This is a genomic window from Anabaena sp. CCY 9402-a, from assembly GCF_963920945.1.
In the GTDB taxonomy this organism is placed as follows: domain Bacteria; phylum Cyanobacteriota; class Cyanobacteriia; order Cyanobacteriales; family Nostocaceae; genus Trichormus; species Trichormus minutissimus.
Genome location: NZ_CAWUDL010000021.1, coordinates 57,122 through 83,343, shown reverse-complemented (window position 1 = coordinate 83,343; position 26,222 = coordinate 57,122). Strand labels below are relative to the sequence as shown.

The following is a 26,222-nucleotide window of genomic DNA, read 5'->3' as shown; positions in this document are numbered from 1 at the left end:
GTCATTTTGAAATCTCTCTTAATTTTTATTAGTAAATAAGATGCGTTTTCCCTAGCTGTTAGACAAGTTCACACTGAAGGTATTTATCCCAGTGAGGCAACTATTTCAAGGCTATTAGCTAAACCAGGGTGTTTTCGTGACAAACAAGTTCGCGCTGCCCTTAAAGCTGCGCGAAGAGAAATTTGTTTGGAATCACAACCTTGCCGTCCTTTATTGGAAGCATAAGCTTGCCGTTGCGGTAAAGTTATGGGTAAAGTAACATAACACACTCTACTCGTGAATTTTATTTTTATGGGGGTGGAGGGACTTGAACCCACACGACCGTTTAAGGTCAACGGATTTTCATTCTCCCGCAGCTTTCGCTACTGCCTCTTGGCTTTGAGAATTGGACTCTCTCTTTACCCTCGACTTAACGTTAGGGTAGCTCCCGTCGAGTCTCTGCACCTTCCGACTAGTTAAGAGTTGAAACTTAAGACCTACAAGCTAATATTCACTCGTGACTTAGCACTCACTACTTCTTCGGCTTGGCTCAGGATTGCCTTGTCTGTCACCAGATTTAGGTTTCCCTGAGTTTGAGAGCATCCACTTCAAGGATTTCTCCTTTAAGGCTCAATTTAATTTAAGTCCGTAGCGTCTACCATTCCGCCACACCCCCCCACTTAGTTGGGAGCTAGTTATTTTTCAGAGGTAGCAAATACCTCCTCATCTATTTCAGCATTAAATGTGTTTTTTGTCCAACCAGATAGAAATTTTATCTTTTCAGAGCTAGTTGCTCTTTTTAGCGTCGAGTTGCTTATGCTACCCTGCTGCTAATTAGATTTAGCATTTCCAATCTTGTTTAACAAAATTACCACTGTTTTACTACCTTTGCCATTGTAGCATGATTTCAGCATTTTGATCAGCAATAATCAGGAATTTTTGCAAGATTCATTTAAAAGCCCAATAGTTATGGTTTCTTTAGGCTTAATATTCAGCCTATGATGGAAATACAGATGCACCAAACAAAGAGTTTATGATTTTACCCCTCCTATATCTGGCTCTAGCCGGAGCTTATTTGTTAGTTGTCCCCGTGGCTTTGATGATCTACATGAAGCAACGCTGGTATGTGGTTAGCTCAATAGAGCGTACCTTTATGTATTTCCTGGTGTTCCTCTTCTTCCCAGGACTTTTGGTTTTGTCGCCGTTTGTGAATCTGCGTCCTAAACCACGGAAAATTGAAGTTTAACAAGATTGGTAGGTCATAACTCTCATGCGACGGATTGACGCGATTGGCATTGGTTTTGGCATTTTCATAGCTGGCGGCTTGGCATATCTGGGTTTACAGCTAGTGGGTATTGATAATCAACTAGCGGGGATATGGAGTCAAGCCTTGCTAGTCGTTGGCTTGATTGGCTGGGTAGCTACCTATGCCTTACGCGCAGGGGGGAAAAAAATGACCTACCATCAACAACGAGAGCAGTATGAGGAAGCCTTTTTTCAAAAACGACTAGATGAACTCTCTCCCGAAGAATTAGCGAAAATTCAAGCGGAGATTGAACAAGAGAGTGCTGAGTGAGTTATGAGTGCTGAGTTATGACTTATGAAGTGGGGTAAGTCAATATTAAGACTTTGTACAAACGTCCAAACCATAAATCACTAACCGTCGATACACTCCGACACAACTTGAACTTATGTTAAGAGGTCTATTGCTCCACACTCAGCACTCAGCACTCAGCACTCAGCACTCAGCACTCCACACTCAGCACTCAGCACTCCACACTCAGCACTCCACACTCAGCACTCAGCACTCAGCACTCAGCACTCAGCACTCCACACTCCACACTCCACACTCAGCACTCAGCACTCAGCACTCCACACTCCACACTCAGCACTCAGCACTCAGCACTCACTCCATTTTCCGGTGGTCAGTTGTTTGTTACTATTGACTACTGACCACTGAGAACTGACGACTAATTAATGACCGTTATTGCCGATCGCTTTCAAACCCTCAAGCGGAATCAAGAGTGCGCTCTGATTCCGTTTATTACTGCCGGTGATCCAGATTTAGCCACCACCGCCGCAGCGTTAAAGATTTTAGATTCCAGTGGGGCTGATTTTATTGAATTGGGTGTTCCCTATTCTGATCCTCTCGCGGATGGGCCAGTGATTCAAGCCGCCGCTACCCGCGCTTTGCAAAAGGGGACAAAATTAGAAGCTGTCCTAGAAATGTTGCAAGCCACTACGCCTAGTTTGCAAGCACCGATTATTTTATTTACCTACTACAACCCCATCCTACACAGGGGAATTGACAAGTTTTTAGAGCAAATAGCGGCGGCTGGGGTGGCTGGGTTGGTAGTACCTGATTTACCTCTAGAAGAAGCAGCAGGACTGCTAAAACCAGCAAGTGAACGGGGGATTGATTTAACCTTGTTAATCGCGCCTACTAGCTCTGTAGACAGAATAGAGGCAATTTCTCAAGCTTCCCAAGGGTTTATCTATTTGGTGAGTGTCACAGGGGTCACAGGGATGCGATCGCAGATGGAAATCCGCGCATCTGATTTATTACCAGAAATTCGGCGTTTTACCGATAAACCCATTGGTGTCGGCTTTGGTATTTCTCAACCCGAACAAGCAACCCAGGTCAAAGCCTGGGGAGCAGATGCAATCATTGTGGGTAGTGCTTTTGTCCAGCGTTTAGCCGAAGGTACACCAGAACAGGGACTAAGTGCGATCGCCCAATTTTGTCAAAATCTTAAAGCAGCTATCAAAACATCTTGTTGATCAAGATAAACTAGATTAAAAAGTATAACAAGGCCGTTTTTTTACCCTAATCTGGTGGACAATTCAACATTTATGGTTTTGAATATTAACATTGGCATACTAGGCTGTAAAAAAAACCAAATGATACAGTAGCTTATGATTTGGGTATTATGTGAAATTAAGTAGGCTTATAAAGATTATGAGTGTGAGAGTGAGTCAGTCAAAAGTTTTTATAGTTACATCGCAGTTGAGGTTAAAAGGCGATGAGTGAGAGTATGGCATTTATTGGCGGTGTCGCTGTAGCTGGACTGGCCGCTCTTTTATTACTCAGGGGGACAAGTGCTTCACAGGCTAACTTTGCTCTTAGCCCCCAAATCCCAGGTACTATAGTAGCACCCCAACCTATTCAACCCCCAACCTATTACCCACCCTACGGGCAAGCACAATACCCCAATCAGCCACCTGTTGCTCCTAGTACAGAACAGCGAGTAGAACTTGAACGGCTAAAAATGGATTTTGAACGCCTAAAAAGCGACAACGAACGACTGAGAGCAGACCTGCAAAACCAACAGTCCCAATTCCAAAACTACAACAACCAACAACTACAACAAGCGCAGCAAAATAGCCAAAGGGTGGCAACAGCAGCATTCCAAGCTGAATCCCCTTGGTGGTCTTCACCCATCGTTTGGGCGGCTGGGGGTGCGACTCTTACCATTGGCGGTGGTGTTGTAGTCGCTGGCGTATTATCTTTATTCACACCACGCGCACGTCCCACTAGGACAGTACAAGTAATTCACCCCTACCAAGGCAATACACAGCCTTTAGTCCCCGTGCGTCGTGCCGAATTTTTACCCCCAGGTGGGATGGATGCTAGGCGCGTAGAAGCCCATGAATATGATGAAATGATTTAGGACGACAGAGAGGCTGAAGGGACAAGGAGGAATTTCTATCTGTCTTCCACAAGTCCCCAGCTTTTCAATGAGTGGATTTTAGATTATTCAATCTAAAATCTAAAATCTAAAATCTAAAATCTAAAATTTCTAGTTCCCAGTCCCTAATACCCATTCTGAGGCAGCTCTTCAGGGCTGATAATCTCTGATGTAGCGGGTTCTTCAGTCTGTAACGGTTCAGACTGAGACTGATTTTGACTATCTTGATTATTGCTTGGGGGAACTACTTGTTTCGCTACGTTTTCGGCTGCTTGTTTCAACAGTGGCTCTATTTTATTTCGCCAGTATTTAATATTAGGTAGTTTTTCAGGATGTTTTTGGTAGTCTAAAACTGTATCCCATTGACCATTATCTATTGCCTGATTGATATCTTTAAATAGTGCGTCCGCTTTTTCCCAATCTTGTTGCCATTGCTTAATCATGGCGGTTGTCTCTTTAATGCCAGCAGAGGCATTAGCAGGAATGGATCTGAGTGTAGCGATCGCCCCTATTAAATCACCTGATTCATACTTTTGTCTAGCCTTGGCAACAATCTTGGTGCTATCTTCTTGAGACGGTGCTGGAGTAGAACGGAGAAAACCTTCTGGTTTTGGTGATGGGGTAGTTACTATATTAGATTTTGGTTTGGCTTGGGGAACAGGTATAGCAGCAATTAATGTATTATCGTTGACTGTTTTAATGGCAATGCCTTTGTCACGTAGGCAAGAAGTCCATTCTTGATTATTAATAATTACATCTGAGTGCGCCCATGCTGAACGACGCGAATTAAGTTTGACTTCAACCCAACCCCGTTTAGTGCGTGTACCAGTCACTTCAAATTTGCTATTTTCACCAATTGTTTTTAAGACGTTATCCGAGTTAATCGAACTCGGTTCAGAACGAATATTAGAATTACCAGCCACCACCGCCAAACATTTATCCGTAGCAGCCGAATCATTACCCAAAAAATTACCTGCTAAATTTCTGACATTTGGATAAACATTAGCTACCACAGCCGCCGCACCACCAGCCAATAACAACCCAATTAATAACGGCCAAGGGTCAGATTTGGGGGAGTCTTGGCGAGACGGTTTAGCCTTAACGGGGTTGGCTGGCGCAACAGCTACAGTTTGCTGTCGAGATAACCGAGATGCGGCTACATTCGGCTGATAATTAGAGCTATTGATGGATTTTTGGGCTGAAGAAGACACAGCTACAACCACAGGATTAATTGCATTTTGACAAGCTTCTAGTGCTTCTGTTGCCGATTGGTAGCGGTCTTTGAAGTGATAACGTACCATCTTAGTTAACACTTCTGCTAGGCGGTAGTTAACGTTAACTAAATGCTGCCAGAGGATTTCCCCTGTATTGGGGTCATCTTGTAACTCGGCGGCTGGTAGTCCTGTCAAAGCTTGAAGGGCAATAATCCCCAGAGAATACATATCACTATTGGGACGGGGTTTACCTTGCCCTTGTTCTGTTGGCATATAACCAGGAGTACCAATAGCGACGGTAGCAGTGGGTTGTCCACCAACTGTTACCATCTGTGTACGTAATTGCTTAACTGCGCCGAAGTCTACTAAAACTAACTTATTATCTGAGGTGCGACGAATAATATTATCCGGCTTGATATCACGGTGAATCACCCCTTGCTGGTGAACAAACTCCAAAATCCTTAAAGCATCCTGCAACAGTTGAATAACTTGGCTTTCACTCCAACGCTTACCAGGGATGAGTTCTTCTGTGAGGGTATGTCCTTCGATATATTCTTGAACTAAATAAAATTCTTGCTTTTCGTCGAAATAAGCCAATAAACGGGGTATCTGGTCATGATTACCCAGCCTTTCTAAAGTTTCAGCCTCACTGTTGAAGAGACGCTTGGCAGTTTCAAAAATTCTAGGGTCAGAACTGGAGGGTTTGAGGTGCTTAACAACGCATATCGGATTACCAGGCCTGCGGGTATCTTGGGCTATGTAGGTTTGACCAAATCCTCCTATAGCTAAGACTCGAACGACTTGGTAACGATGGTCCAGTAACTTGCCTATCATAAAATCCCTCCCCACAGTTATCACCTAGAATTTCCCGATGGTAATTAATATCTCCAAATTTTTGGCAGTGAAATCCGCTATCTTGATAAAAGATTTGAACTTAATACGCAATCCTTTTAATAAACACAGACTGTCAATTTTTCTTTTAGTGCCTTTATTAATTACCGATGCCACCTAGAATAACAGACCAAGCCACATGGCAGCAGGCCGAACTCCTCATGCAACCGGCTTTTATTCGCGTTGTTGACAACCTTCGCAAGCAGTTGGATGAATCGACTTGGAAAGGAACTTACCAAGATGTGCTGATTTGGCCGGCTAACACCACTGATGAGACAAAAGCTTTGGTAACTCAGCTGCTGCAAGAAATGGAATCTGCAACTTTAGAACAGGCAGATGCCATTAGAGAAAGACTTGCAAGGTTGCCGATGCCCCATCCAGGATATCACTTGTGTTTGCAACGTCAAGACCAAAATGTCAGTATTGATTTGTGGGAATTATGTTATCAAGTGTGTTTTATTAATTACACTCCAGAGAGTGACAATGTTGATATTGATACTAGTTTAATTGATGAATTTGGTGAAGTTGATTGGCAAATTTTAGAAGTAAAAACTAAGGAGTTAGTTGAGCAGGCGTTTGCAAATTTACCTAGGTAATTAAGTGCTGATTGTATAATTTTTGCCTGTCTCGCCTAATCCAATGAAAGAAAACTATATGAACAAGCCTGATGAAGAATTGGAACTACATTTAAAACCCCGTGAAACGGAAACAGTATCAATAAAGATACCAAAGGAAACATTGGAATCTCTCAAAAAAGTTGCAGCTAATCGAGATATGTCAATTGAGGGATTACTCAAATTTTACATTGGGAAGAGTTTGCGGCAAGATTTATCTAAATTATTTTCTGAACGCGTGCTTGAATCAACGGCTCAATTTTTAACACGACATATTCACTCGGAAGATGAAATTAAGCTGAAAGAAATCCTAAAAAAAGCGATTGTTGAAGTTATTCAAGAACAGAAAGAAGTTATGTCTGATTTAATGGCAGAGATTATGGAAGATATAGCTTTAGCAACAGCTATTAAAGAAGGTGAAAATACAGAAATTGTTAGTCGTGAAGTTATTTTCAAAACTCTGTCAAGCTAGTAATTATTACAATCATCAAAAGAGCGATCGCATTTACAAATTTTCAAACTCTTCAACACTTATCCCAGCTTGACGTAAAATACTGCCCAATGTACCAATAGTGATTTCTCGATGACGAGGCACTATAGCAGTACGAGTTCCTTCATCGATAGATTTGATAAACTTGACGTGACTACCTTTTTGACTAACTTCCTCAAAGCCAGCAGCTTTTAATTTACGCTTCACTTCACGATAAGGTAATGGTTTAAGCGACACCTATTTCCACCTGAATAGTTTTAATTTGAGGAGTAATAGTAGCAACTGGTGGCTCAAAATGCAGCGATACAGCTTCCTCCAGATTAGACAAGGCCTCAGTTTCAGTTTCGCCCTGGCTAGCAATATCAATCTCTAAGCACTGTGCTACAAACCAGTCACCTTCTTGCCATATACTTGCAGTAAAAGTTTGTTTCATAAGTTTTGATCCTCTGCACTTTTTCTTTGATTATATGCCTTGAGAAATTCAAAGACGCATTGAACCTACAAACATGAATTTGCTAATATTACCAATGCGAAAACATTGAAACAGGGCAACTATTGACTACCATGCCAACATCTGCACTTGACGGTAAAGACGCAGCCGCTATCCAAGCCGCAACCGCAGGGGTTGCTGTATGCGATCGCTCTTTTTGGGGACGCATCCGTGTTTCTGATGATGACCGTCTGCGATTTTTACACAATCAAAGTACGAATGATTTCCAAAGTCTCAAGCCAGGACAAGGCTGTGAGACGGTGATGGTAACATCCACTGCCCGCACGATTGATTTAGTGAGTGCTTATGTTCTCGATGATGCCGTGTTACTTTTAGTGTCACCTAACAGGCGTGAGTTTTTAATTCAATGGTTAGATCGTTATATCTTCTTTGCCGATAAGGTGCAATTAACTGATGTAACGGCGGAAACTGCAACTTTTAGTCTCATCGGTGCAGGAAGTGACGCAGTAATAGAAAAACTTGGTGCTGGGGCAATTATCGGTCAACCCTACGGCAATCATATGACAGTGGATGATGGGATCATCATTGCAGTCGGTAGTGGTTTGGCTTCCCCTGGTTACACATTGATTTTGCCTGTGTCTGTAAAAGAAACGGTATGGCAGCAAATTTTAGACTTAGGGGCGGTAGAATTAAGCGATCGCGGTTGGGAACATTTACGTATATTACAAGGCAGACCAACCCCAGAAGCAGAACTCACAGATGATTTTAATCCTTTAGAAGTCGGCTTATGGCAGGCTATTTCTTTTAATAAAGGTTGCTATATCGGACAGGAAACCATTGCCCGATTAAATACATATAAAGGTGTTAAACAATATCTGTGGGGGATTAAACTTAACAGTCCAGCCACCATAGGAGATACTATTACTCTGGGAGAGGACAAAGTTGGTAAACTCACCAGTTATACCGAAACTGCTGATGGTTACTTTGGACTCGGTTACATTAAAAGCAAAGCTGGTGGTGTGGGTTTGAAAGTGCAAGTAGGAAACGCCGAGGGTGAAATAGTATCCATCCCATTTGTTTCTCACGAATATCCATAAAAGGGAACAGGTGACAGGTGACAGGGAACAGTAAAGACGCAATTCATACCTACCCTACTACTATCCCCAGTCCCTAATCCCCAGGAGTTATTTAATTAATTTTGACTTTTGACTTGATTTGTCCTCAGTTCCCCAAATGCCATCTACTATTCAAGCTTTACCTCAAGAAGTCGTATATCTAATTACAGCAGGTGAAGTCATCGACTGTTTCGCTGCTGTGGTGCGGGAATTGGTGGAAAATTCCTTAGATGCTGGTGCGACGAGAATTGTAGTTGCACTATGGCCGCAGCAGTGGCGTATCCGGGTGACAGATAATGGTTGCGGTATGGACTTGGATGATTTGCAACAAGCCGCAGCAACTCACAGCACTAGTAAAATTCATTCTAGTGACGATTTGTGGAAAATTCACAGTCTGGGATTTCGGGGTGAAGCGTTACACAGTTTAACAACGCTGGCAGATTTGGAGATTTTCAGCCGTTCTAGCAATGGGAATGTAGGATGGCGGGTTGTCTATGGTGATGGGGGAAAAGCTATTCAGGTTGAGGCGACAGCGATTGCTCCTGGTACAGTAGTGACAGTCTCCAATTTATTTGCCAATTGCGTGGCGCGTCGTCATGGTTTACCGCCAACAGCACAGCAAATGAAAGCTGTCCAAGCCACAATTTACAACATCGCCCTTTGTCATCCTCAAGTTACTTGGCAAGTGTCACAAAATGACCGAGCATGGTTCACCATCTCTCCAGCTTCTACAGTAGGGCAACTCATACCCCAACTATTATCACAAGTGCGACAAGGCGACTTACAAGAATTAACACTAGAAATCCCCAACCCAGAAAACTCAGCACTCAGCACTCCTCACTCAGCACTCCCTACTCCCCACTCAGCACTCAGCACTCAGCACTCCCCGCTACCGCTAACAGCACTCACCCTAGTAGTAGGCTTACCAGATAGATGTCATCGCCATCGTCCCGACTGGGTGCGGGTAGCGATTAACGGGAGAATAGTCAAGTCACCGGAATTAGAACAGACAATATTAGGAGCATTTCATAGAACATTACCACGCGATCGCTATCCGATCTGTTTTCTCCATCTTGTCATTTCCCCCGACCAAATCAACTGGAATCGCAACCCAGCCAAAACCGAAATTTACCTCAACGAGTTAACTTATTGGCAAGAACAAATCACTCAAGCCATTAACCAAGCACTGCGTATTAGTGCTGCAAATATCAAAGAATCCGTCCACACAACCAGAGTCAGTCAACTACTCAAAACCGCAGAAGAAAAAGGCAATTACAACGTCAACCCCACTCCCAACGGGCTAAACGCCCCGCTACCGCTAACACAACTCAGCACTCAGCACTCCTTAAAAGCTGTCGCCCAAGTCAGCAATACCTACATCGTGGCTGAACATCCTGGGGGAATGTGGTTAGTAGAACAGCACATTGCCCATGAACGGGTTTTGTATGAACAATTGTGTGATAACTGGCAACTCCTTCCTGTCGAACCGCCAATCATTCTTCATCAATTATCACTAGCGCAACTTGCCCAATTGCAACGCATCGGTTTAGATATTGAACCCTTTGGTGAACAAATTTGGGCAGTGCGTAACCTTCCCGCCATCTTACAGCAACGAGAAGATTGCGCTGACGCAATTTTAGAACTGAGTTGGGGAGGAGACTTAGAAACAGCCCAAGTAGCCGTCGCCTGTCGTAGTGCCATCCGTAACGGTACACCGATGAGTTTACCAGAAATGCAGAAGTTACTAGATGATTGGCAACGCACCCGCAACCCCCGCACCTGCCCCCACGGTCGCCCGATTTATTTATCATTAGATGAGTCGGCTTTATCCCGATTTTTTCGTCGTCACTGGGTAATTGGCAAGAGTCACGGTATTTAAAAGCACTCACCACTCAGCACCGACTAAACGCCGCGCTACCGCTAACAGCACTCATTACTCATTACTCATTACTCATTACTCATTACTCATTACTCATTACTCATTACTCAGCACTCACAACTCACTTATCACGCCATAGTCTCAATAATTGAGGAAACGAATTGATTAATGCAATTCCTCCAATCAAGACAAAAAGTGACCCCATAGCAGTAAACATCACAGGTAAAAACCATAAATCTAGCCAGGAACTAATCCTGGCAGAATTTGGCTCTTGAGGATGATATAGCACTTCTACTTGCTGATCCTTTTTAAAGGCTGGTGGGTTGCTGCCTGAGTTAGCTTCAAATGTTGTAGGGTCGCCAGACGATGGGGTAAATTTTACTACTGGGTAATAGACTTTTGAACGTCGTATCAAATCAATGACTGTTCCTGAGGTTTTTACAGAGGTGGCGACAAAGGAACGAGTATTTAATCCAATTATTATGCCAATAACAGCAAATATACTGCCAATACCAGCGAAGATAGAACCGAATAACCGAAGGAAATTGGTATCATCCATAGGATTTTAATATGTCAGTAATTTATACCTCCTCTTCAGAAAATCCTATTTCGGAATTTGCCCATAAAAAAAGGCAGGAAGAACCTACCTTGTAACCCAAAAAAAGCATTTTGTAACCAAATACACTATCAAGTATGGCAGAGAGTTATGGCAGGAATATTACAAAAATACGACGAGTATGTGAAGACATGGGGGAATTTTAAACGCAGAGGGGCGGAGAATATGCACTCTTAGCTAGTTTTGGCTAGAGTTCCATTGACTAATTTGCCGTCTTCCATCTGTACGGTGCGATCGGCGATATCGAGAATGCGGTTGTCATGAGTCACCATTAAGATGGTACAGCCTTGTTCTTTGGCGAGTTTTTGCATGAGGTTAACGACATCTCTACCTGACTGGCTATCTAAGGCGGCGGTGGGTTCATCTGCTAAGACAATTTGGGGATGGCTGACTAAAGCACGAGCGATCGCCACTCGTTGTTTTTGCCCTCCAGATAGTTGTCTGGGATAATAATGTAGGCGACTTCCTAACCCTACCTGTTCTAAAATCTGCACTGCACGAGTTTGTATATCTTCCAGTTCAATGTGCTGGTGCAACTCTAAACCAATTTTGACATTTTGGAGTGCTGTTAAACTGCCGTGTAAGTTATCGGATTGAAAAATATAGCCGTTATTGCGTCGCGCCTGCACTAATTTTTCCGCATCCGCACCACAGAGTTCTCTACTCAACACTCGTAAACTCCCAGACTGAGCAGAACGTAATCCACCAACTAAGTTCAGTAATGTAGTTTTACCAGAACCAGAAGGCCCAGTCAAAATCACAATTTCACCTTTATTAATTTCTAAGTTGATATTCAATAAAACTTGCTTACGTAGTGAACCCTGACCAAAGTAGTGGTCAAGATTCCGAATAGAAATGACTGTGAACATGGTTAGGGAGTGCTGAGTGCTGTTAGCGGTAGCGCGGCGTTTAGCCGGTTGTGTTAGCGGTAGCGGGGCGTTTAGCCCGTGCTGAGTGGTGAGTGCTAAGAAAAATCTACCTTGGCTTCCTTGTCTAAAACATATCTGCGGGGTCGGCAGCTTGGAGTTTACGAGTAGCGATCGCTCCAGAAATTGCACACATAATCATAGTTAGTATCAATACCTGCAATGCTCGGATCAGAGTCATGTAGATGGGTAAGTTAGTAGCACTACGGGTTAATTGGTACAGTCCTAAAGATACTGCTACCCCTGGGACAAAACCTAATAATGCTAAAATTACAGCTTCTTCCAAGATCACACTTAGCAAGTAATAATGGCGATATCCTATGGCTTTGAAGGTGGCGTATTCTCTCAGATGAGTATTAACATCTGTAGATAAGACTTGATAGACAATAATCACACCAACTACAAAACCCATTGACACCCCAATGCTAAAAATGAACCCTATTGGGGAGTTGGTACGCCAAAAGTCATTTTCAAATTCAATAAATTCTTGATGGGTCAGCACCTTGACATCTCGTGATAAACGTGCTTGTAATGCGTCTTTTACTTGTTGGCTATTTACCCCTGGCTGTAACTGAATCAAACCCAAACTGACACTAGAAGCCTGTTGACGAGGAAAGAAGCGCAAGAAATTTTGATTGCTAGTAATTAGCGTACCATCAGCCCCAAAGGAAGCTCCTAATTTAAATAAACCAGTAATGGCAATTGTGCGCCGTTCTAATTCTGTCTTAACGGTTTGCCCTTGTTCTAATTGGGCGATAGTTTGTTGATAATCTCCTCTGGCTGCACGGTCGAATAAGACTGTATCTGGCAACTTGATTTCTGAGAGTTTTTGGTTAACTCCAGGGAAATTCACAGCCGGCTTGTCTGGATGAATACCAATCACTAAAATCTCTGTATCACGGCGGGTTTGGGGATTCTTCCACACCATGTTACTCACATACATAGCCTCTGCTGATTTTATCCCCGGTACATCCATTGCTTGATATAGTCGCCGTCGAGAAAAAGTAGAGATGCGTTGCAGGTTACGGGTTTGTGAACCGATGACAATAATATCGGCTTGTAAACTGCGATGTAGTTGAGTGTTACTGTCATACAACGCCGCTTGAAATCCCAACTGCATAAACATCAACAAGTCCGCAAAGGCAATACCTGACAATGCTACTAACAGCCGACTTTTCTCATGACTTAATTGCAGCCAACCTAAAGGTGTCCGCCGTCGCAGTTGTTGAAACATCATTTTGTTGATTGGGAACTGTTGACTGGGAAATAGGTAAAAAATTCTCCTTCGTCTACCTTGTGCCTTACAACTCAATTACTGCTTTGACTTGCATATTTGTTAAATCGGCAGCTTTTTGACTAGAGGCAGAATTTAGGCGGATTTGGACTTCTACAACTCGGTTGTCAATATTGCTGGTAGGGTCTGTATTAACTACGTTTTGCCGCCGTATCTGTAAGCCCTTGCGTTCAACTATTCCCTGCATTTCTATGGGTAGATAATCACCGATGACTCGCACTTGCTGGCCTGGTTTGACTCTGCTGATGTCACTTTCGTAGACTTCGGCGATGACGTACATTTGGTTAGTCTGGCCAATTTCAGCAATGCCATTATTGGAGACTAATTCCCCAGGGCGACTGTGAATTTCAAATACTTGTCCATCTTGGGGCGATCGCACGTAAGCTTGGGTAAGATTAACTTGGGCTTGATTTACTGCTGCTAAAGCACGATTGACTTCAGCTTGGACGGCTACGACATCTACACCCCGCACCTCGGTAATTTGCTCTAAGATAGCTTTGGCTTCTTGAAGTTTTTGCTGACCACTAATTTGCAGACGCTGTAACTGTGCTTGGCCTTCTTGTAGGTTTTTCTGGGCGGTTTCTAGCTGCAATCGCTGGCTATCACTCTGGGAAGCAGAAATTGCCCCTTGCTGATACAGTGATTGATAACGTTGATTTTCTATCTCGGCATTTTGTACTTCAGCTTGTAATCGCGCTACAGTAGCAGCCTGAGCAGCTATATCCCCTTTCCCTTCGGCTCGTAGACGGGCTATGATAGCTTGTTGAGCAGCAACTTCTCCCCTTTTCGCTCCTGCTTTGGTGCGGTTGAGGTTGGCTTGCGCGACTTTTACCTGTTCCTGAGTTTCTTTTAATGCAGCTTCTAATTTATCTCGGCTATCTAAAATTGCAATTACCTGTCCGGCTTTTACTCTATCCCCCTCTTTTACTAAAAGTTGCTCTACCCGACTTCCTTCACTAGATGTAGTCGCAGAGAGTTGAATAACTTTCCCCTTGGGTTCAATTCGTCCTAAAGCAGTTACTGTTTTTAGCTCTGGTAATAATGTGGTTGATGCTTGTACCTTTTGATTAGATGCTTCCCTTATTTTTAATGTTGTATAAACACTGACTCCTATAACTGCAAAAGACACAAAAATTGCTAAAAAAATGGCTGGACGTAAAATCGATTGAGGAGAAATTGAACGGTCTAGCTTTGAATTTTGCACAATCGCATACCTTTGTAGCAATTCCCAATTTGCTGTCTCAAATCGAATTTTTATGAAGAGTGGTGAGTAGTGAGTGCTGAGTGCTGAGTGGTGAGTGCTGAGTAATGAGTAGCGAGTTCCGTAGCGGGACTTTTAGCAGCGTACTGAGTAAAGAGTAGAGAGTAAAAATATGAATCCCCACTTAGTCACCTGTCACCTATCACCTATCACCTATCACCTGTCACCTGTCACCTATCACCTGTCACCTATCGCCTGTCACCTGTCAACTGTCCCTGATAATTAATACAGCTACTCTTATACGTTCAACGCCTGTTCAATATCTGAACTGAGATATACAAAACTAAACGGTGTAGTCTTATAATGTGATTATACTAAACTGACTAGTTTAGTCAAGCGATTCCCTCTAAGAGCCGCTACGCGATCGCCACCAAAAAGGAATTATTCAAATATGGTACGCCCAAAAACTGGGGATGCTGAACGCTCAAATTCTACCGATAAAGTTGAGAAAATTCTGCAAGGAGCGATGCAGCAATTTTTAGCAAATGGTTATGCTGCTACGAGTATGGATAAAGTAGCAGAGGCGGCGGGAGTTTCCAAAGCCACGGTTTACAGCCACTTTCAAGATAAGGAAGGACTTTTTAGAGCCTTAATCGAAAAATTAGCCAGAAAGCGGTTTCAGTTGATTTTGGGAACACAACCTTTGCATGGAGAACCTTATATAGTGCTACGGGGGTTAGCCAAAACCGCCTTAGATCAGATGGTAAATGACCAAGAATACCAATCATTTGAGCGTCTGTTGATGGGGGAGTCGGCGCGGTTTCCAGAGTTAGCGCAGGTTTTTATTGGGAGCATTGCCAAACCAGCGATAGAAACAATTAGTAAATACCTAGCATCTCGTGCAGAACTCAAAATCCCAGATCCAGAAGCCACTGCGAGGATTTTGATTGGTTCATTGGTGCATTTTGTCATCACCCAAGAGATTATGCACGGTAAAGATATTATGCCAATGGAAAGCGATCGCCTGATTGATGCCTTAACTCATTTGATTGTCAACTGTGCTGAATAAAGTCACGATTGAGGTAGATTGAACAAATCGAGGTAAAATAAAACATTAAAAATAATAAATCACTCAATAAATAGTACCAATCAATTCAAAATTATCTATCCAAAACAGCAAAAATTTGGACAATTAAGTATTATTCATTAATAACTAAACGTACTGAGATTAAAATTACGAATTACGAATTACGAATTACGAATTAGTCTGACTATCTCTACTATGCCAAAATGAAGATAACTTACTACTTAAAGGTGAGCGACGCTCGAAAAGCTAGATAAAGGATTGACCTGAGTAATGGCAGACGAAACCAATCAAAATCAAGCGGGAGAGGTAGTTCCCAGCACTGTTGACCAAAAGTCCACCACTGTCGCAGAAGCAAACGCTCCCAGCACCAGCGAACCAGTAGCGACAGATATTCCTACTGCCAATGCGCCAGACCCCAAAGCAGCTAATCCAAAAACTAACCCCAATGCTGCTACCCTGGAAGAAAAACCCGCAGCCGCTAAACCCGCCGCCGCCAAGAAAGAAAAAGCCCCAGCCGTAGAAGACAAGCCTTTTGTCGAGTTTATGGAGCAAGATTACTTACCGGCGTTGCAAAAAGCGATCGCAGCAGAAGGAGTAGAAGATATACAATTATCTTTTGCCAAACAAAAGCTCCCCATTGCTGGCTTTCAATCAGCCGAAGAATGCTGGCAAGTTATTGGTAGTTGGCAAAACGGCCAGCGTCAGTTTAACGTGTACTTCCCCGATGAAAATATCCAAGGGAAAAAAGGCTTTTCTTGCAACGAAGGCAGAAAGCCCAGCACCCTGGAATCATTCTTAATCGATGAGCGTAAAATTACACTGGAATTGTTGGTAACTCGTTTAGTGTATCGCTTAAACGGTCAGAAGTGGCTAGGGAGAAATTAGTTAAGTTCGTGGAAATAGTAGGTGACGGCCCCAGAAACGGGGTCGTTGTCTATCTTTACATAACCTGATTTAAACATTTCTTTCAGAGCAGTTTCGACTGCCGCAAAGCTAGCACCCGTAGCTTTCACACCTTGAGTTACAGTCAAACTACCACCTCTACTTTCCGCCACCTCAATGAGTCTAATCATCAATTCATTCCCTTTGGGGGGATGAACTTGGGAAGCAACTACTGGTTGATTTAGTGGTACACCAAAGGAAGAGACACCAGCTTGAGCGCGTAAATTTTGTTTATATTCTTCCACCATTCCGGGTAGGAGAAACAAATCGACAAACTGCCCGACATAAAATAATCCAAAAGTACACAACCACAACAAGCCTGTACCAACTTTGCCATTATATAAACGGTGTAAGCCTCCTATCGGGAAGACAAAACCTAACCCACACAAGATATAAGAAATAGGCAACCGATTATTACCTGTAGGATTAATCTGACGATCTAAACGATTAACCTCAGTTGTCAATGTATCAAATACTTGAGATATTTCTGAACCACTCTGGTGTGTATTGGGTCGTGCGTAACCATCAGACGCAGGAGCAGAAATCAGTTGTTGTACAAATTGTCCATAGACTTCCACATCAGCGCGTGTACCTTGAAAGCGATTACCGTGAGCAACTTCTTGACGTAGCCTGTTAGCGTTGAGGATGCGACGACAGTCATCTGCGCTCAAACCGCGATACTGTTGCATCAGGTCAAGCAACTCCTTCCATTGGACTTGTTGCAGGTTTTGCACCCTTTCTCGTTGCGCTAAATCAAGGGAATTGTTATTAGCCAACCAGTAACGAAAATAATCTTCCAACGCGCCATGAAAACTGACCAGCGCGTAACCCAATAATTCTGGGTCATGATCTGCTTTTTGCAATCGCTCCCAGCCTAGTTGCAGCTTATTCAAATGATTACTCATTGATTGGCCTGTTGCTTTTATAGCTTTTCTAAAAATTTTAACAATTAAATAATAGTCAGTAGTCGATAGTGTTTCTTTTCCTGGTCTCCCTTAGTCTCTATGCCCCATACTGACTACTCAATTCGGTAAATCTTGAACTATTGTTGCAACTCTTAACGTTTTCCCTACCAGTTTACCTCTACACCTTGGTAGACTGAAATTTATACAAATTAATTATTGTCGGCTGCTGCGCCTTGTGAGAGCATAAATTTTGCTTTTGTTGGGTGTACTCAAAGATAATCAAGACAAAAGAGCAATTTGGACATGGTAGATTCCCTAAAAAAGCCAGGCTTTGAAGAAATCCGTCCGGGGATTAAAGTCCCGGCAAAAGAAACTCTATTAACACCCCGGTTTTACACCACTGACTTTGATGAGATGGCGCGGATGGATATCTCCGTCAACGAAGACGAGTTACTAGCCATTCTGGAAGAATTCCGCACAGACTATAACCGCCATCACTTCGTTCGGGATGCCGAGTTTGAACAATCCTGGGATCACATTGACGGGGATACTCGCCGCTTGTTCGTGGAATTTCTCGAACGGTCTTGTACGGCAGAATTCTCCGGCTTTTTGCTTTACAAAGAACTCGGTCGCCGTTTGAAGGATAAAAGCCCTGTTTTGGCAGAGTGTTTTAACCTGATGTCACGGGATGAAGCACGTCATGCAGGCTTTTTGAACAAAGCGATGTCTGACTTTAACCTGTCTCTGGACTTAGGGTTTTTAACAAAGAGCCGCAATTACACCTTCTTTAAACCAAAATTTATTTTCTACGCTACCTATCTTTCAGAAAAGATTGGTTACTGGCGTTATATCACCATTTATCGCCACTTAGAAGCACATCCTGAAGACAGAATTTATCCGATTTTCCGGTTCTTTGAAAACTGGTGTCAGGATGAAAACCGTCATGGTGATTTCTTTGATGCGATCATGAAATCTCAGCCCCAAATGCTGAATGATTGGAAGGCGAAACTGTGGAGTCGCTTCTTCCTGTTGTCAGTGTTTGCCACGATGTATCTCAACGATATTCAACGTAAAGATTTCTACGCCACCCTTGGTTTAGATGCACGGGAATACGACATCCATGTCATTAAGCAGACCAACGAAACAGCAGGTAGAGTCTTCCCAGTGATTCTAGATGTAGATAACCCAGAGTTTTACGAACGTTTGGATATTTGTATCCAGAATAGCGAAAAATTGAGTGCGATCGCTAACTCTAACTCTCCTAAATTCCTGCAATTCTTCCAGAAGCTACCACTATTCATCTCCAGTGGTTGGCAGTTACTCAAACTGTACTTGATGAAACCCATTGACGCTGTTACTGCCCAAGGCGCAGCGCGTTAATTTATAAAAGTATAGCTACAAAACCAGAACCCCGATTTCTTCAAGAAGTCGGGGTTCTTCTAGTAAAGTATAAATTGGGAGCAAATTAGTAAATATCAACGTCTTTTTCATTAAAACCCCTGAGATTTCCCCCAATGCAAAAAGGTCTGAGGAGTAAGCTACTACTACTATTAACATTCTGCCTATTTAGCAGCTTGTTACCTGCTTCCGGCTCAATTTTCTGCCCAGCAGTAGCTGATGAGCGATACGAGGATTATGGTAAAAGTAGTTACAACGGTATTAGTGGGCAACAGGGTAGAAATGGCCGTGACGGTGACAACCAAACTGTTTTAGCTAATGGTTCAGCCGTCAATCTTGACCTATCGGGCCAAGATGGGGAAGATGGGGAAGATGGAGGAAGCGGTTCTCGGTCTCGCTGTCCTCACCAAGAACGCAATCCCAACCGAGATATTACAGCACCTCATGGTGTTAATGGTGGGAATGGTGGGAGAGGAGGAGACGGCGGAAACGGCGGTAATCTCACCGTTTATTATACAAATTTGGCAGATTTACAAAAAATCCTCGTGCGTGCAAATCCTGGTGACAGTGGACGTGGGGGACGGGGTGGACGTGGCGTAGCTGGTTGTCGGTGTCGGCGGCGCAGTTGGGAAATAGAAACCTGTACAGGAACTCCTGGTACGGATAATTATAAATGTACAAAGAAACGCTATAGATGTTACAACGGCAGAGACGGAAGTGCTGGTAGTGCTGGCAGTGACGGGAAAAAAGGCAAGTTAGGTATTTTGAGTATTGTTAACAGTCAGCAAACCTTGCCAGAAGAATCACCCAGTATCAGCCTACCAATATCTGAACTTGCAAATAAACAGCTAAACCTCTCAAAACATAAGTGGAATCTCCGCCAGGGTGCGGCATCTCTACTAGCTCCTGGTTCTATAATTGCTGATGAGTATCGAGAATTTGAGCAACGTTTAGAGACTGTTTTTCAATTGGTTTGGCGAGAAAGACAACCCATTGCTAGCTTTGGCAATCAAGCGGTGACAGTAAGTTTAAATGATAGTAAGCAAGTAGAAGTGAATTTTCCTGATGATGTTTGGGTTGAGGGTAGCAGTAGCAACGAAGCTGACTTGACGAAGTTTACCGTTAATCATGCCATTTTGAAAAAAGATGTCACCAGGTTAGCAGTATCAGAATTTGCCGATGCAGGTGAAAACCTCAATTTAAAAATAGTGGATTTAGCAGCTAAGTCTGATGTAATTGAGACGCAATTTCGCGTTAAATTCCGGGTAAAGGATAATAATTCTGGGTTCTTTGACTACCAAACTCAATACGAAGGAGACATCCCCGCCGAGCTTATCACCCGCGATTACAACCGTTTTATCTTAGCTTTGGGTAAATTGAAAATCAACAGAGAAAATTTACGTCCTGGTGTCAACGTGGATATTGAAGTTGTCGCAACTCGTTCCTTGGGAGAACGTTCTGCCAAGCAAACTATTAAATGGCAGAGTGCTATCCGTAAGCCGATAAAAATTCAAAAGTAAATAAATCATGACTGTACAGATTCTGTATTAAGGGGAATATCTAATTTTGAGAATTATCTTCTAATTCGCTCATGGTAGTGTGAGAAACTGATATTTTTGTCGCTACCTGATGTTCATACCAATTCATTAAGGGCGTAGCAGAAATACCATGTAGAACTACAGACGCTACAATGGTAGTGTAAGTTATCCAAGAAATCTGTTCAATAACTTCTCCTTTTAGTCCATGACTAAACGCATAGGCAAGATAATATAAAGAGCCTACGCCACGAATACCAAACCAACCAAATAGCAACCGGGTTGCAGGGTGAAAACTACGGCGATGGGAGCGTAAAGGACGTTGACCAATTGTACTAATCCAAGCACCTACAGGTCGAATAACTAAAAATAAGAAGACTATAACTATTACAGATTGAGAGGCATAATTAAGCATTGGTTGCCATAATAATATTGACCCCAATAATAAAATTGTCCCTACTTCCAATAATCGTTCTAGTCGTTCAATAAATTCTAATTGTGCCATTGGCTTGTCAGGATTTCTGTAACTATCTTGGATAATCAAACCAGCTACAAATACTGCCAAAAATCCATAGCCATTGATGATTTCCGTTAAAGAATAGGTGATCAAAATTGCACTAATAGCAATAAAATCTTCCATCAGGGCATCAGCAGAACGCTTTTTTTGAATTTTTTGGTCAACCAAAACTATAACTTTAGCTACTAGAAAACCCATCACAATAGCGGCGGTAATAGCCCAAATTAAATCAATCACTAACCAATCTTTCAACCAGTTATGCCAATTATTATCTTGAATGGCATAAATCCCAAAATAAACAAAGGGAAAAGCCAAAGCATCATTCAAGCCTCCTTCAGAGGTTAAACCAAAGCGTAACTCATCTCTATCGTTAGTATCTGTTAGTTGTACTTCTGAAGCTAATACGGGGTCAGTGGGTGCAAGAATTGCTCCTAATAATATCCCTTCTCCCCAATTCATCCCTAAAAATAATCGCCCAACAATTGCCAATCCCAAGATAGAAATCGGCATTAAGAACCCAATCAGCCGCGCTGTGATATTCCACACTCGTAAGCGCATAGGATGAATGATTTTTAAGCCACAGCTAAATACAGAGATGATGACGACAAATTCTGTTAATCTTTCCAAAACTTTGGCATTAAATACATTATTTTCTCTCAGTGGGATCATTCCTAAGCCTTCAGAACCTAAAAACATACCCATCAATAGATATATCAATGCGAAAGAAAGTGGTAAGCGTGTAATCCAACCTGAACCTAGTGTTACTACTAGTAACAGTAGACCAATAATCAGTAGGTCAAGAATGTAAATATCTACCATGTAAATATGTATAAAAAATTAAAGTTTGCTTCGACAGTTTAGTTGCGATCGCCTGTTTGTATAAAATATCTATAGATAGATTTTATGAAAAATTTTCCAGTTTTTTCTAATTTTGCTAGCCTAGGATGAATAGTGTGAAGAGGAGCATTAGTCATGCAATTTCCCGATAGTCCCAAAATGCCAAAATTTATGCAGCTGTTGCAGTGGATTTACAACCCATTGCAGCTAATGGAAGCAGCTACCAAAGCTCATGGTGATTTTTTTACACTATGGCTAACTAACAAACAGCCAATAGTATTTTTAAGCCATCCCCAAGCAGTCCAGGAGATTTTTACCACTCATTTAGAGAAGTTAGATTCTAGAGCTACAGCCCAACTTTTACAACCCTTATTAGGGGATAATTCTTTATTACTACTATCGGGTGCAACTCATCAACGCCAGCGAAAATTATTAACGCCTCCTTTTCATGGCGATCGCATGAAAGTCTACGGTGATATAATTACTAAAATTACCAAGGATGTGATCAGTAATTGGCAAATTGACGCACCTTTTTCTGTGCGTGATTCCATGCAGGAAATTACGCTACGGGTAATTTTGCAAGCAGTGTTTGGTTTACATGAAGGCGAACGTTATACACAGTTGCAAAAAGGCTTGTGTTCTATCTTGGAGTTAACATCTTCTTCCTTACGTTCTTCATTATCATTTTTCCCTGCATTACGGATAGATTTAGGTCGCTGGAGTCCTTGGGGTAATTTCCTGCGTCAAAGACAAGAAATTGACCAACTACTTTATGCGGAAATTAAAGAGCGCAGAGATAATCCAGACTCATCCCGTAGCGATATCCTCTCCTTAATGATGTCAGCTCGTGATGAAAATGGTGAAGCCATGACTAATGCAGAGTTACGTGATGAATTAATGACTCTACTCGTCGCCGGTCATGAAACTACAGCCTCAGCGTTAACATGGGCATTATATTGGATTCATCATCTACCGCCAGTTCGAGCAAAACTTTTAGCTGAGTTAGATAGTTTTAACAATGCAGATTTGAATGAAATCACTCGCCTTCCTTATTTGACGGCTGTATGTCAAGAGACACTCCGCATTTATCCCATCGGGATGATTACCATCCCGCGCATTGTCAAGTCACCTATAGAAATTATGGGTCATCAATTTGAGCCGGGAACAATGTTAGTCGGCTGTATTTATGCAATTCATCGCCGTCCAGATTTATATCACCAACCTGAACAATTCCAGCCAGAAAGGTTTTTAGGAAAGCAATATTCACTGTATGAATATCTACCTTTTGGTGGTAGTAATCGGCGTTGTTTAGGTATGGCTTTTGCGCTGTTTGAAATGAAGTTAGTGTTGGCGACGATATTATCTCAAGTCGATTTAAAATTAGTGGAGAATTATCCAGTTAAACCTGTTCGTCGAGGGGTAACTTTAGCACCTTCTGGCGGTAAGTGGTTAATTGCAACTAGACAAAGACAAAGGGTGGAAAGGTCTGCTGTTGAGGTGTAGTTAGTTAAGCTGGAGTGATTCTCAGTATAGATAGTTCAGGGCTACTAAAAGCCCACACTGACCTGACGGTAAAGTGTGGGTAGTTTACAGATTCCAATTGCGCCGAAAATAAAAGAACCCTTCTAACCACTCTTGCCACGCTATATTACTATGTAATTTCTGGTTACTCCATTCAGTGGCTGTTTGCTCTAAAATTTCTGCAAAGCTGGGATAAATAGGAGATAAATCTGCTAAATGCTTGACGCGGATTTTTTGAGCCATTGCTAAAGCAATTAGATTAATTAATTCTCTAGCAGATGTTCCTAATATCGTAGCTCCTAAAATTTCGCCGTTGCGTAACACAATTAATTTACAAACACCTGTAATTTGATTTTCTATTTGGGCTGCTGTTACTAATTTATAATAGTGTCGCAAAACTAAAATTTCTTTGCGTTCAAATCGGCGTTGTGCTTGCGCTTGTGTTAAACCTACTCGTGTCAGCGTTGGCTGAGAAAATATTGCCCAGGGTATGTTACAGTAATTAACTTTCAATCTAGGTAAAAATAGAGCATTTTTTATAGCAATTCTCGCTTCATATTGAGAGATATTAGCAAAATCATAGCCACCAATTACGTCTCCACAAGCATAAATTCGGTGGTTAGTAGTTTGCAATTTTTCATTAATTAATAAACGCTGCTGATGCAATTTCACACCTGCATCTGCTAAATTTAATGATTCAATATTTGGTTGTTGTTCTGTCGCGACTAAAATTTCATCCACCTCAATAGCTTTATCTCCAACTTGAATCCATTTTTTACCATCAATTCGCCTGACTTGAGTCACTCCTTTCTCTGTGAAAATACGTACACCCTCAGCTTCTAACTGCGCCTGTAGCAACTGGGAAATTTCTGGGTCAACAGACGATAACAGGTAAGGATACTTAACCACCAAATTCACACTACAACCCAGTTTGACAAGAGTTTGAGCAACTTCAATACTTTGGGGAACACCACCCAAAATTACCCAATCCTGGGGCGGTATAGGTGCTTTAAAAGCCTGCCAAATATTAGCTAGAGTCAAATAGCCAGTGGCTTGTAACCCCTCAATCTCTGGAATGGCAGGGCGAGAACCACTAGCCAGTAAATAAGTGCGTCCCCGCAGTAAGCGTTGATTCACAGCAAATGCCAAATCAGGAGACGTTGAAAATTGACCACTACCAAAAATCACATCAACCCCCGCCGCAGCTAATACAGCCGGAGAGGTCTGTTCTTGGATATTAGACACAACACCATGAGCGTACAGCATTGCGTCTGTCCAATTCACAGAAATTGGGTATTTTTTGGCATTAGCAGCATTTGTAACGTGAATACCAAAACCAGCCAAATCATCTCCAGACTGAGCAAGATTAGCAATTTTGCCGATAGCCTGATGATAAATTAATCCGTGGTCTACTCTAGATTCTACTAAAGCAACTTTAGCTTTGAGTTTCGTAGCAAATAAAGCTGCATAGCGTCCAGCCAGACTACCGCCAATAATTACAATATCGTAGTCATTACTCAAGTCGCTTCGCTCCAATTAAAAATTAAAAATTCAATAATTACTTACTCAGCACGAACTAAACGCCCCGCTACCGCTAACACAACTCACAACTCAGCACTCACAACTCAGCACTCAGCACTCCCTCACTCAGCACTAAGTGTAACGCCGTTAACAGATGTTGGTTGTCAGACTTAGAACGGACGGCTACGCGGAAAAAACGATCGCCTAATTCTTTAAAACTGAGACAATCGCGGATTAAAATCTGGTGATGCTGGAGTAATTGTTGCTGTAACTGCATACTCGATTGTTGTGTCTCCACCAGTAAAAAGTTAGCAGCACTGGGTTGGGGTTGTAATCCAGGGATGGCGGCTAAACCTTCAAACATTTGCTGACGTGTCGGCGGTAGCCATTGCCAAGTTTCTGCTTGAAACTCCGTATCCTGGAGACACGCAACGGCCGCTGCTGCTGCCAAGGTGTTCACAGGCCAGGGGTCACGCCATGACTGCCATTTTTGGAGGCGATCAGGGTGAGCGATCGCATATCCCATTCTCAGGCCAGGAAGACTGTAAAATTTCGTGAGCGATCGCAACACTACCAAGTTGGGATACTCCTGCACCAGCGAAATCAGGCTTTGTTCCTCATCAGGAGGCACAAAATCCATAAAAGCCTCATCCACCAACACCAAAGCAAACTCTTCCAAGTAAGGTAAAATCGCCTCCCTTGAGAATAGTTTACCTGTCGGGTTGTGGGGATTATTCAGTAAGAGAGCGCAGTCAGTGAAGGGTGCTGTTAGCGGTAGCCGGTGCTGAGTGCTGAGTAATTGCTTTAACTCATAACCGGCTAAACGCCGCGCTACCGCTAACAGCACTCGTTCCTCAGCACTAAGAAGGGAAAACTCCAGAACTTTAGCGTTGTACGCCGCCAGAGTGCGGTAGTAGTCGCCAAAAGCTGGAGTGATTAACAAGGTTGCGGCCAATTCTGCTAATTCTCTACCTGCCAAAGTCAGTAATTCTGCTGAACCGTTGCCCGGCAGAATCCACTCTGGTGGCAGTTGATGGAAGTCACCCAGGGCTAATCTCAGGTCACTGTAATCTGGGTCTGGATAGTGCCTGAGATTACCCATTTGCGATTGAATAGCAGCGATCGCACTTTTGGGTGGGCCTAAGGGGCTGATACTCGCAGAAAAATCCACAATAGCATCAGCCGGACAGCCAGCCAGTGCTGCTGCCCAAGCTAAATTTCCCCCATGAGCCGGTTGCCGCATCAAATCAAAATTCCTAACAGTTACGCCTGCGCTTTTGGGGGCGCAACTCTTTCTCTAAATAGCTTACCAGCAGAGAAAGCAGGAACTCTAGTCGCGGGAATTTCCATCTTTTCGTTAGTTTTGGGGTTACGACCTTCACGAGCCTTGCGTTCCCGTGATTCAAAAGAGCCAAAACCTACCAGTGTCACCTTATCGCCAGAGGAAACAGCTTCAATAATCGTTTCCAAAGCAGCAGTTAAGACAGCATCAGCTTGCTTCTTAGTCACACTAGCCTTTTCAGATACGGCATCAACCAATTCACCCTTGTTCATTTGGAACTCCTTAATTTTTAGTTGAGATTTTTTCTAGATGCACTGT

At 42.7% G+C, this 26,222-nt stretch carries 26 protein-coding genes; 14 read left to right on the top strand and 12 right to left on the bottom strand.

The features are described from left to right. Nucleotides 1-1,012 precede the first annotated feature (1,012 nt). From ndhL to ACM0OR_RS10265, 5 genes are all read left to right on the top strand, one after another. On the top strand, nucleotides 1,013-1,225 hold the full coding sequence (gene ndhL / locus ACM0OR_RS10285; RefSeq protein WP_414576141.1) for an NAD(P)H-quinone oxidoreductase subunit L: 213 nt from the start codon (nucleotides 1,013-1,015) through the stop codon (nucleotides 1,223-1,225). Between the two features lie 24 nt (nucleotides 1,226-1,249). Next, nucleotides 1,250-1,555 carry a DUF3007 family protein gene (locus tag ACM0OR_RS10280; RefSeq protein WP_414576139.1) on the top strand — a complete coding sequence of 102 codons (306 nt, stop codon included), beginning with the start codon at nucleotides 1,250-1,252 and terminating at the stop codon, nucleotides 1,553-1,555. Nucleotides 1,556-1,670: 115 nt separating this feature from the next. Then, nucleotides 1,671-1,925, top strand: coding sequence for a hypothetical protein (locus ACM0OR_RS10275; protein ID WP_414576138.1), 255 nt, complete (start codon nucleotides 1,671-1,673; stop codon nucleotides 1,923-1,925). Between the two features lie 31 nt (nucleotides 1,926-1,956). Beyond that, nucleotides 1,957-2,760: a tryptophan synthase subunit alpha gene (gene trpA / locus ACM0OR_RS10270; RefSeq protein WP_414576137.1), complete on the top strand. Its 804-nt coding sequence runs from the start codon at nucleotides 1,957-1,959 to the stop codon at nucleotides 2,758-2,760. 242 nt (nucleotides 2,761-3,002) lie between these two features. After that, entirely contained in the window at nucleotides 3,003-3,650 is a 648-nt protein-coding gene (locus ACM0OR_RS10265) for a heterocyst differentiation related protein (RefSeq protein WP_190699679.1), read from the top strand. A gap of 143 nt (nucleotides 3,651-3,793) precedes the next feature. Here ACM0OR_RS10265 and ACM0OR_RS10260 read toward each other — a convergent pair whose 3' ends face one another. After that, the gene (locus ACM0OR_RS10260) at nucleotides 3,794-5,716 is read right to left on the bottom strand and encodes a protein kinase domain-containing protein (RefSeq protein WP_414576136.1); all 1,923 of its coding nucleotides are present in this window, start codon (nucleotides 5,714-5,716) and stop codon (nucleotides 3,794-3,796) included. 167 nt (nucleotides 5,717-5,883) lie between these two features. Here ACM0OR_RS10260 and ACM0OR_RS10255 point away from each other — a divergent pair, with 167 nt between their 5' ends. Continuing rightward, complete coding sequence (locus ACM0OR_RS10255; RefSeq protein ID WP_323265400.1) at nucleotides 5,884-6,369, top strand: hypothetical protein; 486 nt, start codon at nucleotides 5,884-5,886, stop codon at nucleotides 6,367-6,369. A 43-nt stretch (nucleotides 6,370-6,412) separates the two neighbouring features. Continuing rightward, on the top strand, nucleotides 6,413-6,859 hold the full coding sequence (locus ACM0OR_RS10250) for a hypothetical protein (RefSeq protein WP_414576135.1): 447 nt from the start codon (nucleotides 6,413-6,415) through the stop codon (nucleotides 6,857-6,859). 33 nt (nucleotides 6,860-6,892) lie between these two features. Here the strand turns inward: ACM0OR_RS10250 and ACM0OR_RS10245 are convergent, their stop codons facing one another. Further along, complete coding sequence (locus tag ACM0OR_RS10245; RefSeq protein ID WP_323265402.1) at nucleotides 6,893-7,114, bottom strand: type II toxin-antitoxin system HicA family toxin; 222 nt, start codon at nucleotides 7,112-7,114, stop codon at nucleotides 6,893-6,895. After that, the gene (locus tag ACM0OR_RS10240; RefSeq protein ID WP_323265403.1) at nucleotides 7,104-7,310 is read right to left on the bottom strand and encodes a type II toxin-antitoxin system HicB family antitoxin; all 207 of its coding nucleotides are present in this window, start codon (nucleotides 7,308-7,310) and stop codon (nucleotides 7,104-7,106) included. Before ACM0OR_RS10240 ends, ACM0OR_RS10245 begins: the two co-directional genes overlap by 11 nt. 131 nt (nucleotides 7,311-7,441) lie before the next feature. Between ACM0OR_RS10240 and ACM0OR_RS10235 the strand changes: the two genes are divergently transcribed. Both ACM0OR_RS10235 and mutL read left to right on the top strand, forming a co-directional pair. Next, nucleotides 7,442-8,425 (top strand): folate-binding protein, encoded by a 984-nt coding sequence (locus ACM0OR_RS10235; protein WP_323265404.1) that lies wholly within the window; start codon nucleotides 7,442-7,444, stop codon nucleotides 8,423-8,425. 136 nt (nucleotides 8,426-8,561) lie between these two features. Continuing rightward, entirely contained in the window at nucleotides 8,562-10,322 is a 1,761-nt protein-coding gene (gene mutL / locus ACM0OR_RS10230; RefSeq protein WP_414576134.1) for a DNA mismatch repair endonuclease MutL, read from the top strand. A gap of 121 nt (nucleotides 10,323-10,443) precedes the next feature. On the opposite strand, the gene ACM0OR_RS10225 is transcribed toward mutL, so the two are convergent. The 4 genes from ACM0OR_RS10225 to ACM0OR_RS10210 all read right to left on the bottom strand — a co-directional run bounded on the left by ACM0OR_RS10225 (nucleotide 10,444) and on the right by ACM0OR_RS10210 (nucleotide 14,362). After that, nucleotides 10,444-10,881: a DUF3592 domain-containing protein gene (locus ACM0OR_RS10225; protein WP_414576133.1), complete on the bottom strand. Its 438-nt coding sequence runs from the start codon at nucleotides 10,879-10,881 to the stop codon at nucleotides 10,444-10,446. A 230-nt stretch (nucleotides 10,882-11,111) separates the two neighbouring features. Beyond that, entirely contained in the window at nucleotides 11,112-11,807 is a 696-nt protein-coding gene (locus ACM0OR_RS10220) for a DevA family ABC transporter ATP-binding protein (protein ID WP_414576148.1), read from the bottom strand. Between the two features lie 124 nt (nucleotides 11,808-11,931). Continuing rightward, a complete protein-coding gene (gene devC, locus ACM0OR_RS10215) occupies nucleotides 11,932-13,098 on the bottom strand; it encodes an ABC transporter permease DevC (RefSeq protein WP_414576147.1) in 1,167 nt (388 codons plus the stop codon). A 67-nt stretch (nucleotides 13,099-13,165) separates the two neighbouring features. Next, nucleotides 13,166-14,362 carry an ABC exporter membrane fusion protein gene (locus ACM0OR_RS10210; RefSeq protein ID WP_414576132.1) on the bottom strand — a complete coding sequence of 399 codons (1,197 nt, stop codon included), beginning with the start codon at nucleotides 14,360-14,362 and terminating at the stop codon, nucleotides 13,166-13,168. 448 nt (nucleotides 14,363-14,810) lie between these two features. On the opposite strand from ACM0OR_RS10210, the gene ACM0OR_RS10205 reads away from it, so the two are divergent. Then, nucleotides 14,811-15,428, top strand: a complete 618-nt coding sequence (locus tag ACM0OR_RS10205; protein ID WP_414576131.1) for a TetR/AcrR family transcriptional regulator — start codon at nucleotides 14,811-14,813, stop codon at nucleotides 15,426-15,428. Nucleotides 15,429-15,716: 288 nt separating this feature from the next. Beyond that, nucleotides 15,717-16,331 carry a DUF2996 domain-containing protein gene (locus tag ACM0OR_RS10200; RefSeq protein ID WP_414576130.1) on the top strand — a complete coding sequence of 205 codons (615 nt, stop codon included), beginning with the start codon at nucleotides 15,717-15,719 and terminating at the stop codon, nucleotides 16,329-16,331. Here ACM0OR_RS10200 and ACM0OR_RS10195 read toward each other — a convergent pair. After that, the gene (locus ACM0OR_RS10195) at nucleotides 16,328-16,819 is read right to left on the bottom strand and encodes a TM2 domain-containing protein (RefSeq protein WP_323265492.1); all 492 of its coding nucleotides are present in this window, start codon (nucleotides 16,817-16,819) and stop codon (nucleotides 16,328-16,330) included. The genes ACM0OR_RS10200 and ACM0OR_RS10195 overlap by 4 nt on opposite strands. A gap of 777 nt (nucleotides 16,820-17,596) precedes the next feature. Between ACM0OR_RS10195 and acsF the strand changes: the two genes are divergently transcribed. Both acsF and ACM0OR_RS10185 read left to right on the top strand, forming a co-directional pair. Beyond that, the gene (gene acsF, locus ACM0OR_RS10190; RefSeq protein WP_190699718.1) at nucleotides 17,597-18,673 is read left to right on the top strand and encodes a magnesium-protoporphyrin IX monomethyl ester (oxidative) cyclase; all 1,077 of its coding nucleotides are present in this window, start codon (nucleotides 17,597-17,599) and stop codon (nucleotides 18,671-18,673) included. Between the two features lie 134 nt (nucleotides 18,674-18,807). Continuing rightward, entirely contained in the window at nucleotides 18,808-20,211 is a 1,404-nt protein-coding gene (locus tag ACM0OR_RS10185) for a collagen-like protein (protein WP_414576129.1), read from the top strand. A 40-nt stretch (nucleotides 20,212-20,251) separates the two neighbouring features. On the opposite strand, the gene ACM0OR_RS10180 is transcribed toward ACM0OR_RS10185, so the two are convergent. Then, nucleotides 20,252-21,562, bottom strand: coding sequence for a cation:proton antiporter (locus ACM0OR_RS10180; RefSeq protein WP_190699724.1), 1,311 nt, complete (start codon nucleotides 21,560-21,562; stop codon nucleotides 20,252-20,254). Between the two features lie 153 nt (nucleotides 21,563-21,715). On the opposite strand from ACM0OR_RS10180, the gene ACM0OR_RS10175 reads away from it, so the two are divergent. Next, nucleotides 21,716-23,083, top strand: a complete 1,368-nt coding sequence (locus tag ACM0OR_RS10175) for a cytochrome P450 (protein ID WP_414576128.1) — start codon at nucleotides 21,716-21,718, stop codon at nucleotides 23,081-23,083. A gap of 84 nt (nucleotides 23,084-23,167) precedes the next feature. Here ACM0OR_RS10175 and ACM0OR_RS10170 read toward each other — a convergent pair whose 3' ends face one another. The 3 genes from ACM0OR_RS10170 to ACM0OR_RS10160 all read right to left on the bottom strand — a co-directional run bounded on the left by ACM0OR_RS10170 (nucleotide 23,168) and on the right by ACM0OR_RS10160 (nucleotide 26,176). After that, nucleotides 23,168-24,622, bottom strand: coding sequence for a dihydrolipoyl dehydrogenase family protein (locus tag ACM0OR_RS10170; RefSeq protein ID WP_414576127.1), 1,455 nt, complete (start codon nucleotides 24,620-24,622; stop codon nucleotides 23,168-23,170). Between the two features lie 97 nt (nucleotides 24,623-24,719). Beyond that, nucleotides 24,720-25,865, bottom strand: a complete 1,146-nt coding sequence (cobD, locus tag ACM0OR_RS10165; protein WP_414576126.1) for a threonine-phosphate decarboxylase CobD — start codon at nucleotides 25,863-25,865, stop codon at nucleotides 24,720-24,722. Nucleotides 25,866-25,885: 20 nt separating this feature from the next. Next, nucleotides 25,886-26,176: an HU family DNA-binding protein gene (locus ACM0OR_RS10160; protein WP_190699735.1), complete on the bottom strand. Its 291-nt coding sequence runs from the start codon at nucleotides 26,174-26,176 to the stop codon at nucleotides 25,886-25,888. Between the last annotated feature and the right edge of the window lie 46 nt (nucleotides 26,177-26,222).

What these genes read in the sequence shown, in the direction of transcription:
- ndhL (WP_414576141.1), top strand. Translation starts at nt 1,013, where the DNA reads ATGATTTTACCCCTCCTATATCTGGCTCTAGCCGGAGCTTATTTGTTA.
- ACM0OR_RS10280 (WP_414576139.1), top strand. Translation starts at nt 1,250, where the DNA reads ATGCGACGGATTGACGCGATTGGCATTGGTTTTGGCATTTTCATAGCT.
- ACM0OR_RS10275 (WP_414576138.1), top strand. Translation starts at nt 1,671, where the DNA reads ATGTTAAGAGGTCTATTGCTCCACACTCAGCACTCAGCACTCAGCACT.
- trpA (WP_414576137.1), top strand. Translation starts at nt 1,957, where the DNA reads ATGACCGTTATTGCCGATCGCTTTCAAACCCTCAAGCGGAATCAAGAG.
- ACM0OR_RS10265 (WP_190699679.1), top strand. Translation starts at nt 3,003, where the DNA reads ATGAGTGAGAGTATGGCATTTATTGGCGGTGTCGCTGTAGCTGGACTG.
- ACM0OR_RS10260 (WP_414576136.1), bottom strand. Translation starts at nt 5,716, where the DNA reads ATGATAGGCAAGTTACTGGACCATCGTTACCAAGTCGTTCGAGTCTTA.
- ACM0OR_RS10255 (WP_323265400.1), top strand. Translation starts at nt 5,884, where the DNA reads ATGCCACCTAGAATAACAGACCAAGCCACATGGCAGCAGGCCGAACTC.
- ACM0OR_RS10250 (WP_414576135.1), top strand. Translation starts at nt 6,413, where the DNA reads ATGAAAGAAAACTATATGAACAAGCCTGATGAAGAATTGGAACTACAT.
- ACM0OR_RS10240 (WP_323265403.1), bottom strand. Translation starts at nt 7,310, where the DNA reads ATGAAACAAACTTTTACTGCAAGTATATGGCAAGAAGGTGACTGGTTT.
- ACM0OR_RS10235 (WP_323265404.1), top strand. Translation starts at nt 7,442, where the DNA reads ATGCCAACATCTGCACTTGACGGTAAAGACGCAGCCGCTATCCAAGCC.
- mutL (WP_414576134.1), top strand. Translation starts at nt 8,562, where the DNA reads ATGCCATCTACTATTCAAGCTTTACCTCAAGAAGTCGTATATCTAATT.
- ACM0OR_RS10225 (WP_414576133.1), bottom strand. Translation starts at nt 10,881, where the DNA reads ATGGATGATACCAATTTCCTTCGGTTATTCGGTTCTATCTTCGCTGGT.
- ACM0OR_RS10220 (WP_414576148.1), bottom strand. Translation starts at nt 11,807, where the DNA reads ATGTTCACAGTCATTTCTATTCGGAATCTTGACCACTACTTTGGTCAG.
- devC (WP_414576147.1), bottom strand. Translation starts at nt 13,098, where the DNA reads ATGTTTCAACAACTGCGACGGCGGACACCTTTAGGTTGGCTGCAATTA.
- ACM0OR_RS10205 (WP_414576131.1), top strand. Translation starts at nt 14,811, where the DNA reads ATGGTACGCCCAAAAACTGGGGATGCTGAACGCTCAAATTCTACCGAT.
- ACM0OR_RS10200 (WP_414576130.1), top strand. Translation starts at nt 15,717, where the DNA reads ATGGCAGACGAAACCAATCAAAATCAAGCGGGAGAGGTAGTTCCCAGC.
- acsF (WP_190699718.1), top strand. Translation starts at nt 17,597, where the DNA reads ATGGTAGATTCCCTAAAAAAGCCAGGCTTTGAAGAAATCCGTCCGGGG.
- ACM0OR_RS10185 (WP_414576129.1), top strand. Translation starts at nt 18,808, where the DNA reads ATGCAAAAAGGTCTGAGGAGTAAGCTACTACTACTATTAACATTCTGC.
- ACM0OR_RS10180 (WP_190699724.1), bottom strand. Translation starts at nt 21,562, where the DNA reads ATGGTAGATATTTACATTCTTGACCTACTGATTATTGGTCTACTGTTA.
- ACM0OR_RS10175 (WP_414576128.1), top strand. Translation starts at nt 21,716, where the DNA reads ATGCAATTTCCCGATAGTCCCAAAATGCCAAAATTTATGCAGCTGTTG.
- cobD (WP_414576126.1), bottom strand. Translation starts at nt 25,865, where the DNA reads ATGCGGCAACCGGCTCATGGGGGAAATTTAGCTTGGGCAGCAGCACTG.
- ACM0OR_RS10160 (WP_190699735.1), bottom strand. Translation starts at nt 26,176, where the DNA reads ATGAACAAGGGTGAATTGGTTGATGCCGTATCTGAAAAGGCTAGTGTG.